This is a genomic window from Anaerolineae bacterium, from assembly GCA_016931895.1.
Lineage (GTDB): Bacteria > Chloroflexota > Anaerolineae > 4572-78 > J111 > JAFGNV01.
The window spans coordinates 1-15365 of record JAFGDY010000139.1 but is presented as its reverse complement, the minus strand read 5'-3'; the positions used below and the strand labels follow the sequence as shown (position 1 = coordinate 15365).

At 55.5% G+C, this 15365-nt stretch carries 14 protein-coding genes; 4 read left to right on the top strand and 10 right to left on the bottom strand.

Features of this window, described 5'->3' with window-relative positions; translation table 11 throughout:
• Positions 1-167: 167 nt before the first annotated feature.
• Positions 168-2654, top strand: coding sequence for an AAA family ATPase (locus JW953_10805; protein MBN1993183.1), 2487 nt, complete (start codon positions 168-170; stop codon positions 2652-2654).
• A gap of 190 nt (positions 2655-2844) precedes the next feature.
• On the opposite strand, the gene JW953_10800 is transcribed toward JW953_10805, so the two are convergent.
• Complete coding sequence (locus JW953_10800; GenBank protein MBN1993182.1) at positions 2845-5238, bottom strand: N,N'-diacetylchitobiose phosphorylase; 2394 nt, start codon at positions 5236-5238, stop codon at positions 2845-2847.
• A 170-nt stretch (positions 5239-5408) separates the two neighbouring features.
• On the opposite strand from JW953_10800, the gene JW953_10795 reads away from it, so the two are divergent.
• Together JW953_10795 and JW953_10790 are read left to right on the top strand one after the other, a co-directional pair.
• A complete protein-coding gene (locus JW953_10795) occupies positions 5409-6002 on the top strand; it encodes a glucose-6-phosphate isomerase (protein ID MBN1993181.1) in 594 nt (197 codons plus the stop codon).
• Between the two features lie 32 nt (positions 6003-6034).
• Positions 6035-6985, top strand: a complete 951-nt coding sequence (locus JW953_10790) for a shikimate dehydrogenase (GenBank protein MBN1993180.1) — start codon at positions 6035-6037, stop codon at positions 6983-6985.
• A gap of 152 nt (positions 6986-7137) precedes the next feature.
• On the opposite strand, the gene JW953_10785 is transcribed toward JW953_10790, so the two are convergent.
• Together JW953_10785 and JW953_10780 are read right to left on the bottom strand one after the other, a co-directional pair.
• Complete coding sequence (locus tag JW953_10785; GenBank protein ID MBN1993179.1) at positions 7138-7608, bottom strand: copper chaperone PCu(A)C; 471 nt, start codon at positions 7606-7608, stop codon at positions 7138-7140.
• A gap of 183 nt (positions 7609-7791) precedes the next feature.
• Complete coding sequence (locus JW953_10780; GenBank protein ID MBN1993178.1) at positions 7792-8409, bottom strand: SCO family protein; 618 nt, start codon at positions 8407-8409, stop codon at positions 7792-7794.
• 144 nt (positions 8410-8553) lie between these two features.
• Between JW953_10780 and JW953_10775 the strand changes: the two genes are divergently transcribed.
• Positions 8554-9219, top strand: a complete 666-nt coding sequence (locus tag JW953_10775) for a ribulose-phosphate 3-epimerase (protein ID MBN1993177.1) — start codon at positions 8554-8556, stop codon at positions 9217-9219.
• A gap of 84 nt (positions 9220-9303) precedes the next feature.
• Here the strand turns inward: JW953_10775 and JW953_10770 are convergent, their stop codons facing one another.
• From JW953_10770 to JW953_10740, 7 genes are all read right to left on the bottom strand, one after another.
• Positions 9304-11253, bottom strand: coding sequence for a GAF domain-containing protein (locus JW953_10770; protein ID MBN1993176.1), 1950 nt, complete (start codon positions 11251-11253; stop codon positions 9304-9306).
• 11 nt (positions 11254-11264) lie between these two features.
• Positions 11265-11624 (bottom strand): response regulator, encoded by a 360-nt coding sequence (locus JW953_10765; GenBank protein MBN1993175.1) that lies wholly within the window; start codon positions 11622-11624, stop codon positions 11265-11267.
• Between the two features lie 18 nt (positions 11625-11642).
• A complete protein-coding gene (locus JW953_10760; GenBank protein MBN1993174.1) occupies positions 11643-12146 on the bottom strand; it encodes a chemotaxis protein CheD in 504 nt (167 codons plus the stop codon).
• 22 nt (positions 12147-12168) lie between these two features.
• Positions 12169-12777: a chemotaxis protein CheC gene (locus tag JW953_10755; protein MBN1993173.1), complete on the bottom strand. Its 609-nt coding sequence runs from the start codon at positions 12775-12777 to the stop codon at positions 12169-12171.
• A 35-nt stretch (positions 12778-12812) separates the two neighbouring features.
• A complete protein-coding gene (locus JW953_10750; GenBank protein MBN1993172.1) occupies positions 12813-14600 on the bottom strand; it encodes a tetratricopeptide repeat protein in 1788 nt (595 codons plus the stop codon).
• Positions 14601-14631: 31 nt separating this feature from the next.
• Positions 14632-15042 (bottom strand): anti-sigma regulatory factor, encoded by a 411-nt coding sequence (locus JW953_10745; GenBank protein MBN1993171.1) that lies wholly within the window; start codon positions 15040-15042, stop codon positions 14632-14634.
• A gap of 1 nt (position 15043) precedes the next feature.
• A partial coding sequence (locus JW953_10740; GenBank protein MBN1993170.1) for a hypothetical protein occupies positions 15044-15365 on the bottom strand: 322 nt, incomplete at its 5' end.

Genomic DNA, 15365 nt, shown 5'->3' with positions numbered 1-15365 from the left:
GAATGTCATTTCGAGGCCATAAGCCGAGAAATCTCCTTCTAAAGGTACGGTTTCGAGGAGATTTCTCCTGTAAGCGTAGCGGCGTCGAATGACATATCCGCCATTGTTACTGAAAGTAATGGTTTCAAACTAATCTCAGTATAGTAGTTATGAGGTAATTTACCATGATGCGTTTTGATAGATTCACCGAACGCGCCCAGGACGCAGCCATGCGAGCCTACGAAATTTTGCAACGGTATCAGCATACCCAGGCCGATACCGAACACTTTTTTTTGGCTTTGCTGGAGCAGCCCAATGGGCTGGTGCCGGAGATATTTGAAAAAATGGGCGTCGAGCCGGAAATGTTGATGGACCAATTGGACCGGATTCTCTCGGCTGCCCCCAGGGTGGGTGGTTCGGTTAATATTGCGGTGGGGCAGGTCTACATTACGCCTCGTTTAAAACGAGTGCTGGACAATGCCCAAGAAGAAGCCAAAACCATGCAGGATGAGTATATCTCTACCGAGCATTTGCTGCTGGCTATCTGCGACGAAAAAAATACGCCCAGCGCCCGGATTTTGCAGGAAGCGGGGGTGACCAAAGCCAGAGCGGCCGATATGGTTGAAGAAATCCGGGGCGGCCAAAAAGTAACCACCCCGCACGCCGAAAGCCGCTATCGCACCCTGGAAAAGTTTAGCCGCGACCTGACCGCAATGGCCGCCGAAGACAAACTTGACCCCGTGATTGGCCGCGATGATGAAATTTTGCGCTTGATCCAGGTGCTTTCGCGCCGCACCAAAAACAACCCGGTGCTCATCGGCGAGGCGGGGGTGGGCAAAACGGCCATTGTAGAAGGATTGGCCCAAAAAATTATTAACGACGACGTACCTGAAATTCTGATGGGTAAAAAGGTGGTCAGCCTGGACCTGGGCGCAATGATTGCCGGCTCCCGGTTTAGGGGCGAGTTTGAAGAGCGTCTCAAAAATACCCTGGAAGAAATCCAAAAGGCCGGCGGCGAGATCATCCTCTTTATTGACGAACTGCACACTGTGGTGGGCGCGGGCGCAGCCCAGGGCGCGGTTGACGCCAGCAATATGATGAAGCCGCCCCTGGCCCGCGGCGAACTGCGCTGCATTGGGGCCACCACGCTGGACGAATTTCGCAAATACATTGAAAAAGACCCGGCCCTGGAGCGCCGTTTTGCGCCGGTGTTTGTGGACGAACCAACCGTGGAAGAGACCATTGAGATGTTGCGCGGTCTCAAACACCGTTACGAGGAACATCATAACATCACCTACACCGACGAGGCTCTCAGCGCCGCCGCCCGGCTTTCCAGTCGTTACGTGTCGGACCGTCACCTGCCCGACAAAGCCATTGACCTGATTGACGAGGCCGCCAGCAAATTGCGCATTGCCATTTACTCCATGCCGGATAACCTGAAGCACAAAAAGAAAGAACTCAACAAACTAAAGAATGAAGAGGTTGAGGCCGGACAAAAACAAGAGTGGGAACGCGCCGCCGAAATCAAAGCCGAGCGATTGCGCCTGGAAGAAGAGTTTGAGCAAGAGCATGCCGGTTGGCGTCAGGAGAAAAACCTGGACGAAGTGGTGGAAGTGGGCGACATTGCCGAAGTGGTCTCCAGTTGGACCGGCATTCCCTTGCACGACATGCTGCAAACCGAGGCCGAAAAATTACTGGGGATGGAGCAGGCCCTCCACGAGCGCGTTATCGGCCAGGAAGAGGCCATTGTGGCCATCAGCGATGCCATTCGCCGCGCCCGTTCCGGCCTCAAAGACCCGCGCCGCCCCACCGGCAGTTTCCTTTTCCTGGGCAGTTCCGGGGTGGGCAAAACCGAACTGGCCAAAACCCTGGCCTGGTTTTTGTTTGACGACGAGGATGCCTTGCTGCGCATTGACATGAGCGAATATCGAGAAGGGCACACCGTGAGCCGCCTGTTTGGCGCGCCCCCGGGGTACGTCGGCTACGACGAGGGCGGCCAACTGACCGAGGCGGTCCGTCGCCGGCCTTACCAGGTGGTGCTGTTTGACGAGATTGAAAAGGCCCATCCCGATGTTTGGAACGCGCTGCTGCAAATTTTAGAGGAAGGCCGTTTAACCGACGGTCACGGCCACAACGTTAACTTCACCAATACCGTGGTCATTATGACCAGCAATGTGGGCACTGCCTTTGGGGCCAAAGGCGGCACCCTGGGTTTCCGGCAAACGGGCGACCAGGGCACGTTTGACGACTCGCGCCTCAAAGGTGATATTCAAGACGCGCTGCGCCAGCACTTCCGGCCCGAGTTTTTGAATCGGATTGATGAAATCATCATCTTCCACACCCTCACCAAAGAGCAGGTGACCCAAATTGTTGATTTGCAGATGAAGGAAATTGCGGGCCGTTTGGGTGAACATGGTATCACTATTGAACTCACCGATTCCGCCCGTGTCTGGCTGGCCGAACAGGGCTATGATCCGGCCTTTGGCGCGCGCCCGTTGCGCCGTACCTTGCAAAAGCAGGTAGAGTCGCCGCTGTCTGTTAAATTGCTGCGGGGCGAGTTCAAGCCCCACGATACCGTGATTGTGGATTACAGTGAAAATGAGGGATTAGTGTTCATCAAAAAAGATGAGCTGGTGGTAGAAGTGCCGGCCAGTGAAACGGTTGACAGCAAATAAGGGCCGGCCCAAAACCTGCCCCAAGTAACCATCACGGTGTGGTTTTGATTCTTCTGGAAAAAAGTCCCTGCGCCGGATTTGATTGGCGCAGGGACTTTTAGAACTTACGCACGGCCCAGAGGTGACAGTCACTTACAAAGTGACTGTCACCTCGCTTTTTATTCTGCCGGCGTTGAGACATTCTGTACCCTCAGCCCAGCACCACTTCAACCACATTTTGTTCGGCCAGCCTGTCTGCCGGAACAAGGTTGCCGGGCAGCGTTTCGCCGTTGAGGGTTAGCAATTTGACCCCCCGGCAGACCCGGTTAGGATTTTTGACCTCAATTTGAACAACACAACCGCGAAAACGCCGTGTAGCCTTAAACCCGGCCCAGGTATGGGGAATGCAGGGATCAAGGCGCAGGCCGTCCGGCTCCGGCTGGAGGCCCAGAATGTACTGCGTGGCGCTAAAGTAGGCCCAGGCTGCCGCGCCGGTGAGCCACGAAGTGCGGCCGTTGCCGGGGCGCGGCGAAAAAGTGGAATACGTGGTTTGGCACTGCACGTAAGGCTCAACCTGGCGCAGTTCGGCTTGGTCATTGTAGGCCGCGGGCATCGAGGCCCGGTAATATTCGTAGGCCAGGTCGCCGTGGCCCAGCAGGCACTCGGCCATTACGCCCCAGCCCTGGGTATGGTTGAAGACGCCGGCGTTTTCTTTGATGCCGGGGTTAAAAACCACGGCCCGCATCACGTCAATGGGCGTTTTGACAAAAGGCGGGGCGCAGAGCATCAAGCCGTAGGGCGTGGCCAGGCGCTGCTGCACAGTTTCCATACAACGTTGAGCCTGGGCAGCGGTGGCCGTTCCGCTGATCACGGACCAGAGCTGCGTATTCAAATAAACCTGGCCTTCGGCATAATGGCGCGTGCCATACACGGCGCCGTCTTCGCCGATGGCCCAGATAAACCAATCGCCGTCCCAGGCGCAGGCCTGGATGCTGGCCTCCATTTTTTCACGCCGGTCCAGTGCCCAGGCAGCTTCGTCGGGCTGGCCGAGCCGGTTGGCAATTTCGGCGTAAATGGTCAGGCCCAAACGCACCTGAAAGGCCACAAACAGGCTTTCGCCGTAGTAGCCAAGCCGCAAGCAGTCGTTCCAATCGGCGGCCAGGCCGCAGGGCAGGCCGTGCCGGCCCAGGCGCTCCAAGTTGAATTCCAGGGCGCGGCGCAGGTGGCCCAAAACAGTGGCCTCGCCCTGGTCGGCGTAGGGCAGCACTTTATGGTAAAAGTCCAGGTTTCCGGTTTCACCCACGTAGGCCGGAATGGCGTTAAAAAACCAGAGGCAGTCGTCGGAACGGTATTCGGCGGGATCGGGGCCTGTTTCCCGGCCGGGCTGGTGGTCAAAGGGTTTAACAATGGGCATGGCCCCGCCGTTGGCCAATTGGCCCGTGAGCAGCAGTTCCAGCCGCCGGCGGGCTTCTTCCGGGATGGCGGCCACCACCCCCAAAATATCCTGCACCGAATCGCGGAAACCCAAACCGTCCCGCTCGCCGTTGTAAACCAGGCTGGCCGCCCGCGACCAGGCAAAGGTGATCAGGCAGTTGTAAAGCCCCCACACATTGATGGTGTGGTTCAGTTCTTCGTCCGGCGTTTCCACCACCAGGCTGCCCAATTTGGCGTGCCAGTCATCCTTTAGTTTTTGCAATTCGGCTTCGGCCCGGTCCGGCGCGCCAAACTCGGCCACCGTGCGTTGGCCCACGGTGCGCGCGTCGCCAATGCCCAACATTACCAGTAGCTCGCGCGTTTCGCCCGGCTGAAGGGCCAGCTCGGTTTGTAGCGCGCCGCAGGCGTTATCGCCATAGGTGTTGCTGTTGCGGCAACGGCCCTGCTCCACGGCCAGGGGATTGTGATAGCTGCGATACGGGCCGATGAAAGCCTCGCGGCTGGTATCGTATCCGGCCAACGGCGCGCCAACCAGGGCCATCCAACAGTGGCGGGCGATGTCGTCAAGCAAGGCGTCGTCCCGGCCGGAGGCCAGATTATCCTGGATAGCCACGCGCAGCAGCCCGTCGGCCAACTCGCCGCGCACAATAAAGAGGGAATATTGCAGATTTACCTGGTCCTGGCGGGTGTCCCACTGATTGGTAAACTCGCAAAAAGTAAAAACCGAAATGCGGCGCGGGTGGTCTGATTGGTTGGTGAGTTTTAGCCGCCAATACTCAAAGGTTTGGCCCAGGGGGACAAAGTAGGTGGTTTCGGCCATGATGCCGGCGTAGCGCGAATTAAAGATGGTATAGGCCGTGCCGTGGCGGCAGGTGGACCGGTATTGGCTGAGCGGTTTGCCCACCGGCTGCCAGGAAGCCGACCAGTAATCGCCGCTGTCGCCATCGCGCAGGTAAAAGTAGCGACCCGGCTGGTCCATGGGCACGCCGTTAAAGAGCAAACGCATAAAGCGGCCTCGCGCGCCGGATTGGTAAAAACCGTAGCCGCCGGCGTTGTTGGTAATGATGGCCCCGTATTCGGTGGAACCCAGGTAATTGCTCCACGAAAGGGGAGTATCGGGGCGGGTGATAATGTATTCTTTGGCCTGGTCGTCAAAGTAGCCGTAATTCATGCGGGCTGTCTCCTTATTATGAAAAATTACGGCCATTGTAACGCCGGACAATTACTTCGTCAAACGGGCGAACCGGCGAACCGGCGGCGTTTTGACAAAAAATTATTGCCGTCTTATCATCACACCTATGACAACGGAAACATCCCAAAAATAAAGGCGGAGAAACTTCTATGAAACCCTCAAAAGATGTCCCCTTTACCTTTGGCATTAACCTGGCCCAAGCAACCCTGGATAAATATGATGCCCATATTAAACGCACCTTGTCCGCAATGAAGGGCCAGTATTTGGATCAGGCCGCCTACGCCGCCATGCTGGCCAAAAACGACACGTTGCTCTACGAAGTGTACGAAACCAGACGGCCGGAAATTGCCGGCGAACTACTCAGTGGCCTGTCGGTGCTGCACCCCGGCCAAGTGGGCAACGAATATTTCATGACCAAAGGCCATTTTCACACCGTTTTGGAAACAGCCGAAGTGTATTATTGTTTGCAGGGCGAAGGCATGATAGTGATGGAAACACCCGAGGGCGATTGGTCTGTGGCGGAATTGCGGCCGGCCAAGGTGCTTTACGTTCCGCCCCGGTGGGCGCACCGCTCGGTGAATACGGGCGCTGAAGATTTGGTTACTTTTTTTGTCTATCCGGCCCACGCCGGGCACGATTACGGCACTATTGAAACGCAGGGGTTTCGCAAGCTTGTTATTGAAGAAAATGGCCGGCCCAAAATTGTAGATAACCCGCGCTGGCGCCCGCGTGGAAAAACATAATCCTTGCGCTAAAACCATACCGGGTCTTGGTTATGTCCACATCCAAAATAATCAAAAAAAAAGTGCCCACGTTTTATTTTATCGGCGTCACCACCGGCCAATCTTTAATTATGAAGGTGTTTCCCCGGTGGATGAAGGAGTTGGGCCGGCCCCAGGTGGTGATTGAAGGCATAGACCACCCCCTCCACGATGCGCCGGAAGCTTACCGGGCCAGCGTGGCCCAAATCAGGGATGATCCGCTATCGTTGGGGGCGCTGGTGACCACCCACAAAATGGACGTGTACGCCGCGGCGGAAGATATGTTTGACTACCTGGACCCCTACGCCCGCACCACGCACGAACTTTCTTCTATTTCCAAACGGGCCGGCCGGTTGGAAGGGCATGCCAAAGACCCCGTTACCGCCGGCCTGAGTATGGACTCCATTGTGGGCAAAAACTATTTTGCCCGCGCCCAGGGCCAGGTGTTATGCTTGGGCGCAGGCGGCTCGGCCCTGGCTACGTTATTGCACTTGATCAATAAAAAAGATAAAGGAGACCGGCCGGAGCGATTTATTGCGGTCAATCGCTCGCAGCCGCGCCTGGACCACATGCGGCGAATGGTTGAGCAGTATCCTACCGACATCCAGGTGGAGTACATCTTAAACAGCAATCCCCGGCGCAATGATGAAATCATAGCCGGTCTGCCGGCCGGCAGTATCGTCATTAATGCCACCGGCATGGGTAAAGATACGCCTGGCTCCCCCCTCACCGATGAGGCGATGTTTCCCCAAAACGGAATTGCCTGGGAGTTCAACTATCGGGGCGAACTGGATTTTATACAACAAGCCCTCAGACAAACAGAGTCACGCAATCTCAGGGTAGAAGATGGTTGGGTGTACTTTTTGCACGGCTGGACCCAGGTGATTGCCCAGGTGTTGCATCTGCCCATCGAGGGTGAATTATTCAATCGTTTGGCTGAAGTGGCCAACGTGATTCGTTCTTAATAAGAACAGGGAGAATGTTACAAAGAGGTCAACCTGGCCGTAAAACGGAAACTGGAACAAACAAAGTCTCTTGTTTTTCAGGATAATTCCGGCCAGGAGTTTTAGGCCGGTATTCGCAAACGGTTTTACCGCTGGGCAGATGAGTGTGCCGGTTAATGGCTCATCTCCGCGCCCATTTCCCGGATTTCGGCCTCTATGGTTAGGGGCTCGGAAATTTCAAAGTTAAGGATCAGTTTGACCTTTTCCCCCGGCACCAATTCTTGCCGCAAGTTAATGAGCATAAGGTGTAACCCGCCCGGCTCAAGCCTGACCGAGCCGCCGGCCGGCACTTCAATTTTGGAGACGGGGTTCATTTTCATCATGTCCCCCTCCATTGTGGTTTCATGCAATTCAACCACCGCGGCCAGATCGGTTTCAGCCCCAAGCAGGGTATCGTCAGTATCGCCTTCATTGATTAATTCCATAAACACGGCCCCATTGCCGGCCACCATTGGCGATGACCTGGCCCAGGGTTCCACTACTTTGATTTGCAGGCCGTCTGGCCGGGCCGCGCCACATTGGGCGGCCAGAACGGTTATCAAAATAAACAATGCTGCCAGTAACCACAAATGTTTTTTCACCATAATAATCTCCCTTGGATGTGTCTCAGATAAGGTCTGCTAATTAGCGGTTGCAACTGTTCAGGCATGTCATTTCGACCGAAGGGAGAAATCTCCTTGCGCTCAAAGTGAACCAAAGTCTGGCAACTTTTAACCACCACCTCAAAGAGATTCCTCGCTATCGCTAATGACATGGAGGCTGAATAGTTACTGGCGGCTTTCCTGGCGAAGCAAATAGGCCAGGTCGCTGCGCAGGTCGGCGGCGGTAAAGCCAAAGGGATAGGTTAATATTAAATTGCGTTGCGGGTCAACCAGGTACAGGCGGGCGGTGTGATTGACCAGGTAGCCCAGCGCCGAGTCTGGCACTGCTTGCTTTTCGGCATAGGCGCCATAAGGTTGCATAACGGCCTGCACCCGCTCAAAATCATCGGTGAGGCCGGTAAATTCCGGGCCAAAAGCGGCCATATATTTGGACAATACGGCCGGGGTGTCTCGCTCCGGGTCAACGGAAATGAAGATAACGTGGACCCGTTCCCGGCCGTTTTCCAAACTGGTCAGGGCCTTTTTAACCTCGCTCAGGGTCAGCGGGCAAACATCGGGGCAGTAAGTGTAGCCAAAATAGAGCAGGGCCAGGTCGCCTTCCACCTCGCTCAAGCGAAAGGGTTGGCCGTTGGCGGCCATCAATTCAAAATTGGGCAGCGGCAGGGGGGGGTCTATTACCGAGCCTTTGTATTCATAGCCAAAAACCTGGCAGCCTACCCCCACCCCAGTAAGCCCAAGCAGCAGGCTGATGAGCAGAAAAAAATATTTATTCTTTGGGGCCATAATCTTCTCCTGCCTTAACCTTGACTAAATACATCATACCCGGCAAAGTCAATTGCGCAAGTTCAAAAAGAAGTTTGACAGGGACTCGCCGTGGAGCGATAATAGAATATCATCATCGGTGATACAGGAAAGGAAATACCCATAATGAAACAAGTCAAACTTGTCCCTTCCATTCTTTCCGCCGATTTTACCCGCCTGGGCGAACAAATACAAGAGGCCGAGGCCGGCGGCGGGGATTGGATTCATGTTGACATTATGGATGGCCACTTTGTGCCCAATCTTACCTTTGGCCCGCTTATCGTTAGCGCCGTTCGTTCGGTAACTAACCTGACCATAGATGTTCATTTGATGATGGAAACCCCCGACCGTTATTTGGCTGCTTTTGCCGAGGCCGGGGCCGACAGAATGACGGTGCATGTAGAAACCTGCCCCCATTTGCATCGCACGGTCCAGCTAATTCAAGAATTGGGTTGCCAACCGGGAGTCACGCTTAATCCTGCCACGCCTCTTTCTACTCTGGTAGAGATACTGCCCCAGGTAGACCTGGTGTTGATCATGTCGGTTAATCCCGGTTATGGAGGGCAGGTTTACATTCCCGGCAGCACCGGCAAAATTGCCCGCCTGCGCCAAATGCTGGATGACATCGGCTCGCCAGCCGAGATAGAAGTGGATGGGGGGGTCAACTCGGAAACCGTTCCTGAAATTGTGGGGGCCGGGGCCACGGTGCTGGTGGCCGGCTCGGCCATTTTTAATAATCAGGCTTCGGTGGCGGAAAATATCCGGCAGTTGCGCAGCCTGATTCCCCGGTAAGGGATTTATTGACCTTGGGAATAAAAAATTGATCTTTGCGGCTGTAGCTTGATTGTCAAAATTGGTGCTGGTTTTGGCCGGGCTTTATGACTTCTTTTCTTTGTTGACGATATGGGCGGGAACCAGGCCGGCGGCGACGGCCTCTTCAAAACTCATCGGTTTGGCGCTGTTCCCGGAACCGGGCAGAGGGGAGGCCGGATGGTCGCCATTGTTGTTTGTTTCGCCGGGGGAGGCCGGTTTTTCTGCGGGGCTGCTTTTTTGCAGCCGGGGGGGACGCGCCGAACCGGCGTAATCCAGACTACGCTCGCGGTCAATGGCCTGGTTGAACTCGGTATCCAGGGCCGCGCTCACTTCGTGGGTTTCCCGGGCCAGTTCGCTCAGGTGGTAGATGATTTCTTGCAGCTCGGCTACCTGCTGCTTTTGGCCGTCGGCCAGGGGATTTGGATTTTCGGCCAGCAGGCCCTGTAAACCCTGGCCGGCGTGGGTAAGGGCAGGGAGCAGGTCGTCCTGGATAAAACCTTCCAGGTAAGCGTTTTTTTCCAGCATCATGTCATTGATGGAGCGCAGCACCTCGTTGCCCACACGCAGGCCGGTTTCGCCTTCTTGCACCTGGGCGTAGAGCCGGGCGTTGTCAATGGCCAGGGCCACCTGATTGGCAATGGAGGTGAGCAGCCGGATTTCGCGCGGATTCCAGGGTTGGGCCTGCGGGTCGCGCTTGCCGGTGGCCAGCACGCCCAATACATGAGCGCCGGCCTGGCCCGCCGGTGCGGTTGATTCGCCGTTAGCCGGGCCGGGCCAGACGGTTAGCTCTGGCCGGGTAATAGGCACGGCGGCCAGGGCGTGCAGTTTTTCTTTATCCACCCAAATTTTGTGCCGGTGCGTGTCCCTGGCCACGGACTCCACAAAAAGAGGCTTTTTGACCACCGCCACCCGCCCCTCGATGCCGTCTTCCGGTTTGAGGTGCTGCATGCCCCGCACGTATTCTATGGAGAGACCGGTATAAGCCCTCATCTCTAACTGGTTGCGGTCATCAAGCAAATAAAGCCAAACCGCGTCGGTTTGCAGCATGGCCCGGGTTTGGTCAACCGTGCGCTGCAAAATCTGTTTGAGGTCAAGGGTGCTGTTCATCATTTCAGTGATGGTGTTAAGGGTGAGCAGGTCGGTATTATGTTGTTGAACTTCGGTTTCGGCCTCCATCATGGCCGCCAGGAGTTGCTCTAAATCGTCTGCGCTGGATTCGGGGGGCGTGGGTACAGGGGGGGACAACTCTATGGGCGCAACCAGCTCGGTGTCTAAATTGGCCTGCTCCACCACGGCCAGGTCCAGATTGCCGCTTTCCATCCCCAGCAGGGTTTCAACGGTGTGCCAGAGGCCGTCGCGCAGGTGCAAACTCTCCAGGGCAATGGCCACTTCCCGGCTCATGGCCATCAAAACATACAATTCATCGGGCTTGAAGGCGCGTTTGTCTTTAAGACCAACCAGCAGCGCGCCCATCAGGCGCGGGCCAAGTTGCAGGGGGAGGCTGACCAAACTGGTCAGTTGGGCCGTAGTTAGCAACAGCCGTTCGGTTTCATCCTCGGCGGTATCGAGTTCCAGCAGCGCGCCGGCGCCGGCCGCCAGGTGCGGCATAAGCGAGACGGCTCCGGCCTCTAATTCTTGCCCGCTCAGAATGTTGGCAAAGGGGGAAGTCAGGCCCTTATAAGCGGCCAGGATCAATTCTTTGGTTTCTGTATCAATGAGGACAATGGCGCCAACGGGAGCGCGGGTGGTTTCCAGGGCCTGGCTCAAGGCCAGCCTGAGCAAATCGGCCGGATTGGCGACGCGGTTGGCCTGGTAGGCCAGGGTAGTTAAGGCAATAATACCCCGATTGCGCCGCTCGATTTCAATATTGGCCAGGCGCAAAGCGGCTTGATATTGCTCCAAGCGTCGTTGGGCCTTGCTTAATTCTGTGCGGGTGGTTTCCAAACTCATGGGCCAATTGACCACCACCAAGGATTTCTCTTTGGCTGGGGTAGAGAGTGATGGCGCGTCCATGTGATACTTACTTACCCCAACACTCTTTTTAAAGTTCTTAGTAACCGCTCCGGGTTATAGGGTTTAACCAAAAAATCCCTGGCTCCGGCTTTCATGGCCAGCAAAACCATGGCTTGCTGGCTCAAGGCGGTCAGCATAATCACTTTGGCCTGGGGGTCAAACCGGCAGATTTCGGCCAGGGCAGCCAGGCCATCCTTGCGCGGCATAGTAATGTCCATCAATACGGCATCGGGCTGACAGGAACGGTAAGATTGCACCGCTGCCTCGCCATCCTCGGCCTCAACAGTGTGATAACCTTGCTTGTGAAGTAAGGCCGCCAGCCGCGCCCGCATAAACTGGGCGTCGTCTACTATCATTATAGTTCCAGACATAAAAAATTCCTATAGGCATTAAGGGTGACTGATCAAAACTTCTTCCTGCCCCAAAGTGTGCACGGTCACCCGGCCGGTGGCAATATAAAGTTTAACGGTGCGGCCGGTGCGCCCGCCGGTGGCTTCGGCGCCAATTTCCAGGCCGACTGTGTGGAGAGCGGTCCGGGCCGCCTGCACATTACGTTCGCCGATGTTCAAAGCGCCGTTGGCGCCGGGGGTAGTGAGGCGTTGGATGCCGCCGCATAGTTGGGCCACCAGACGCTCCGGTTTTGCGCCCAAAGCAGTCAGGGCCTCAATCAACAGGGGCACGCCCTGGTCTACAAATTTAGAGGGTTTTCCGGCCCTATTGTTATCCGAGGCCGAGGTGGGTAACAGGGCATGGAGCATGCCCCCTACCCGAACTGCGGGGTCGTACAGGCAAACAACCACGCAAGAACCCAGGCCATAAACCACCAGCACCTCGTCGGTTTCTGCGCTAACAACCATCTCGCCAATAGGGACGGTATGAAATTTTTCAGCCATAATTGCCTTCGCTTTGCCGGTTTTAGCAGTAGACAGCCGGGTTGGGCATTACCCAAAACTGGATCGAGAGGTCGCTGTCTACGTTCATGAATTCTGTTTTGACAATCATTAATTCATCAACGGTTGACCCCGCCGACATGGCCACTGCTTCAAAAACGGTGGCCAGCATATCCACCATCACCGCCGGCGGTGAGAGGCGCAAGGGCGTGCCGGTAAATTCGGCAACGGCGTTGAGAAAGGCCGAGAGCGTCAGATTGCCAAATTCGGCCAGGGCCGAACATTCCAGCTCGCCGAGGCGGGTGGTGGTGCCGGGCCGCGCCTGTAACAGCCAATCGGCCAGGTACATGGCGTCGGCCTGGGATAGAATCAACATCGCTTCCCCGGATAACTCCTCGTCAATCAGCAGGTAAATGCCAACCGTTTCGGCTTCAGGATTGTCGGCGTAGCCGGTCAAGCGGCTGATAGGCAAGGTTTCAATGCACAGATTGTCAATGCTGATGGGGCGATCCACCATATCGGCCAGATTGTGGGCCGTGTGCCGCATGGCCATGGCCAGCATGCTTTCGGGGGAGGCGCTGCTAATGAGTTTGGACCAGAGGTTTATTTGCTTGGCGTTTAATTTGGTGGGCATAGGGTCTTCTTTCTTTTACAAATACCTGGCACATCCTAGAGGTCTGGGAGACCTGTAGGGCCTGGGGTAATATTAACGGTTAAGTTGTCTAAATTCCACCGGATAATCTCTAATAGATGCCTGGCAGTGGCTCCGCCGGTATCGGGCACCATTTGTTGGGGCGGCCACTTTTCCAAAATTCTGAGGCTGTTTTTGAAGGATTGCTGCGCTCTGGGCAGGTCTCCTGATTTTTTGTAAAGGGAGGCCAGGGTAAAGTGAAACAGCGGTTCGCCCCGTTCAAGGTAGATGGCTTTTTTGAGGATATTAATGGCCGGCTCAAGGTCGTTCTGGTGTTGGTGAACCTGGGCCAGTACAAAGTAAGCTTCGGCTTGCAGGTTGTCCAGCACAATGGCATTTTGGCACCACTGCCGGGCTTCGGCCCAGCGGCCCATGTTGGCATAAGCCCGCCCCAGCAGAGTATAGGCCGGCGCAAAATCGGGCGTAATGGTCAATTTGCGGTTCAATTCGGCAATGGCTTCTTTGATATAGCCCCGGTTCAACAGAGCCTGGGCTTTTTGGTAAGAGTCCGGCTCAGACAAAGATGGGGAAGCAGAGGAATCAGGCCCGGGATCTGGTGATAAAGATATATCAGATGGAGGGGGCGGTCCGGAATCTGGGGGGGGCAGGATGATGTCGGTTTCGATGGAAGGAGTGATAGCGGAAGGGAATTGTTCCGTTGACAAATTTGGGCAGGATCTGTTTTTTAAGTGGGGGGAAAGCTCCTCTGCTTCCTCATCTCGGTCTAACCATTCCCAGGTTTCAGGCCAGGGAGCAGGCCGGCCGGTTTTTTGATAAAACAACGCGCCGGGAAAACTGACCGCGTGAAAATCCCGGTAAATCACCAGGCAGGGTTCGGAGTGGCCAACCACCAACCAGCCGCCCTCAACCAGGGTATTATAAAAACGGGCGATGATCTGCCGGGTGGTTTTTTCGGTAAAGTAAATGGTGACATTCCGGCAGAGAATAAGGTCCATACTGTAGGCATAGTTATGCACGGCGGGATAATCATCTTCGGCCAGGTTAAGGGGGGCAAAGGTGACCATCTGCCGGATGTCGCGGCGCAGGCGATAGCGCAGCCGCGAAAAGGGAGAGTGAAATCCGTCCGGCAGCATCCCTGGCCTCGACTCCTGGCTAAAATAACGTGGGCGGAACATTTTGGCCCTGAGTTCGCGGAACGACCAATCGCTATAGACGGCTTCGCGGGCGCGGGTCAGGGCCTCTTGATTAAGGTCGGTGGCCAGGATGAGGATGCGCCAATCATCGAGATCGGGAATCAATTCTTTTAATAAAATAGCAATAGAGTAAGGCTCCTCGCCGGTGGCGCAGCCGGCGCTCCAAATTCTAAGTTGCGGCTGGAGGCCAGGGCCAACCACAGCCGCCTCGGCCCGCTTGCGGGCAATGAGCGCCGGCAAGATGTGGTTGGCCAGGGCATCAAACTGGGGCTGATCGCGGAAGAAGTGGGTTTCACCTACGGCCAAATTTTTGATCAGGCGATTCATCTCAACCTGACCGGCGGGATCGGTTGGGTCGGCCAGCAGATGGTAATAGCTATTTAAATCATAGTAGCCGTTGATGGGCATAAAGGGGGACTCGTCCAGCGCCCGGAGCAGGCCCGATTCTAAATCAACCCGTTTTTTTTCGGGAAAATACAGGCCGCTATATTGCTGTACCAGGTTGCGAAAGCGCAGGTAATCGCCATAGCCAATTTTAAACTCCGGCGCCTGACTGGTGGGGAGGTTGTGGCCAGGGTAGGGGTAAGGAGAAATGGTTTCTTGCAAGTCCATAATCAGCGGTTATCCAATGTTGTCTGCCATCTTAATTTAGCCACTTGGCTGCTTTAATGGTGGTGCCGCCGCCTATCACTGTTTGAATTTCAAATTCGTCCATGATTTTTTTGGAGCCGGAGATGCCCATGCCCAATCCTTTGGAGGTAGTGTAGCCGCCGGCCAAAACCCGGTTTACATCCTCAATGCCGGGGCCTTTATCCTGAGCGATAATTTTCATGCCCTTGCGTTCGCCGTTGTACGGAATTAAGGTAATAATGCCGCTTTCGGCATACATGGTGATATTGCGAGCCAATTCCGAGATAACCACGGCAATCTTGGTGGCTTCCGGCAGGGAAAAGCCCAATTTTTTGGCCATCTCCATCCCCTGGCGGCGGCTGGTGACCACGTTGATGAGATTGTTGATGGGCAAACGGACAGGCTCTAACAAATCGTTTGCCATTTTACACCTCCGTCAGGTTTGCAAATGGTATCCACTCTGCCGTAATATCGGTAAAGGCTGAATCGTCAAAAAATCCATTCAGGCTGGCTGACGTATCCCCCAAAAGGCCGTTGTTTGTCCTGAAGCCGGTGCTTGGCTGCTCTGCCCGGCTCAAGGCCAGGGCGTCATCCAGATCAAGCACAGCGTGGATATTGGGCAAAGTCATGCCCAATTCCACTAGGGTCTCAACCACCGCATCTTGCAAGCCGGATATAATGACGTCCGCGCCCATCAGTCCGGCCATTTCGGCCATGCTCTGGATGAAGCGGCCAAAATAGCTGTCG

What these genes read in the sequence shown, in the direction of transcription:
- JW953_10805 (MBN1993183.1), top strand. Translation starts at nt 168, where the DNA reads ATGCGTTTTGATAGATTCACCGAACGCGCCCAGGACGCAGCCATGCGA.
- JW953_10800 (MBN1993182.1), bottom strand. Translation starts at nt 5,238, where the DNA reads ATGAATTACGGCTACTTTGACGACCAGGCCAAAGAATACATTATCACC.
- JW953_10795 (MBN1993181.1), top strand. Translation starts at nt 5,409, where the DNA reads ATGAAACCCTCAAAAGATGTCCCCTTTACCTTTGGCATTAACCTGGCC.
- JW953_10790 (MBN1993180.1), top strand. Translation starts at nt 6,035, where the DNA reads ATGTCCACATCCAAAATAATCAAAAAAAAAGTGCCCACGTTTTATTTT.
- JW953_10785 (MBN1993179.1), bottom strand. Translation starts at nt 7,608, where the DNA reads ATGGTGAAAAAACATTTGTGGTTACTGGCAGCATTGTTTATTTTGATA.
- JW953_10780 (MBN1993178.1), bottom strand. Translation starts at nt 8,409, where the DNA reads ATGGCCCCAAAGAATAAATATTTTTTTCTGCTCATCAGCCTGCTGCTT.
- JW953_10775 (MBN1993177.1), top strand. Translation starts at nt 8,554, where the DNA reads ATGAAACAAGTCAAACTTGTCCCTTCCATTCTTTCCGCCGATTTTACC.
- JW953_10770 (MBN1993176.1), bottom strand. Translation starts at nt 11,253, where the DNA reads ATGGACGCGCCATCACTCTCTACCCCAGCCAAAGAGAAATCCTTGGTG.
- JW953_10765 (MBN1993175.1), bottom strand. Translation starts at nt 11,624, where the DNA reads ATGTCTGGAACTATAATGATAGTAGACGACGCCCAGTTTATGCGGGCG.
- JW953_10760 (MBN1993174.1), bottom strand. Translation starts at nt 12,146, where the DNA reads ATGGCTGAAAAATTTCATACCGTCCCTATTGGCGAGATGGTTGTTAGC.
- JW953_10755 (MBN1993173.1), bottom strand. Translation starts at nt 12,777, where the DNA reads ATGCCCACCAAATTAAACGCCAAGCAAATAAACCTCTGGTCCAAACTC.
- JW953_10750 (MBN1993172.1), bottom strand. Translation starts at nt 14,600, where the DNA reads ATGGACTTGCAAGAAACCATTTCTCCTTACCCCTACCCTGGCCACAAC.
- JW953_10745 (MBN1993171.1), bottom strand. Translation starts at nt 15,042, where the DNA reads ATGGCAAACGATTTGTTAGAGCCTGTCCGTTTGCCCATCAACAATCTC.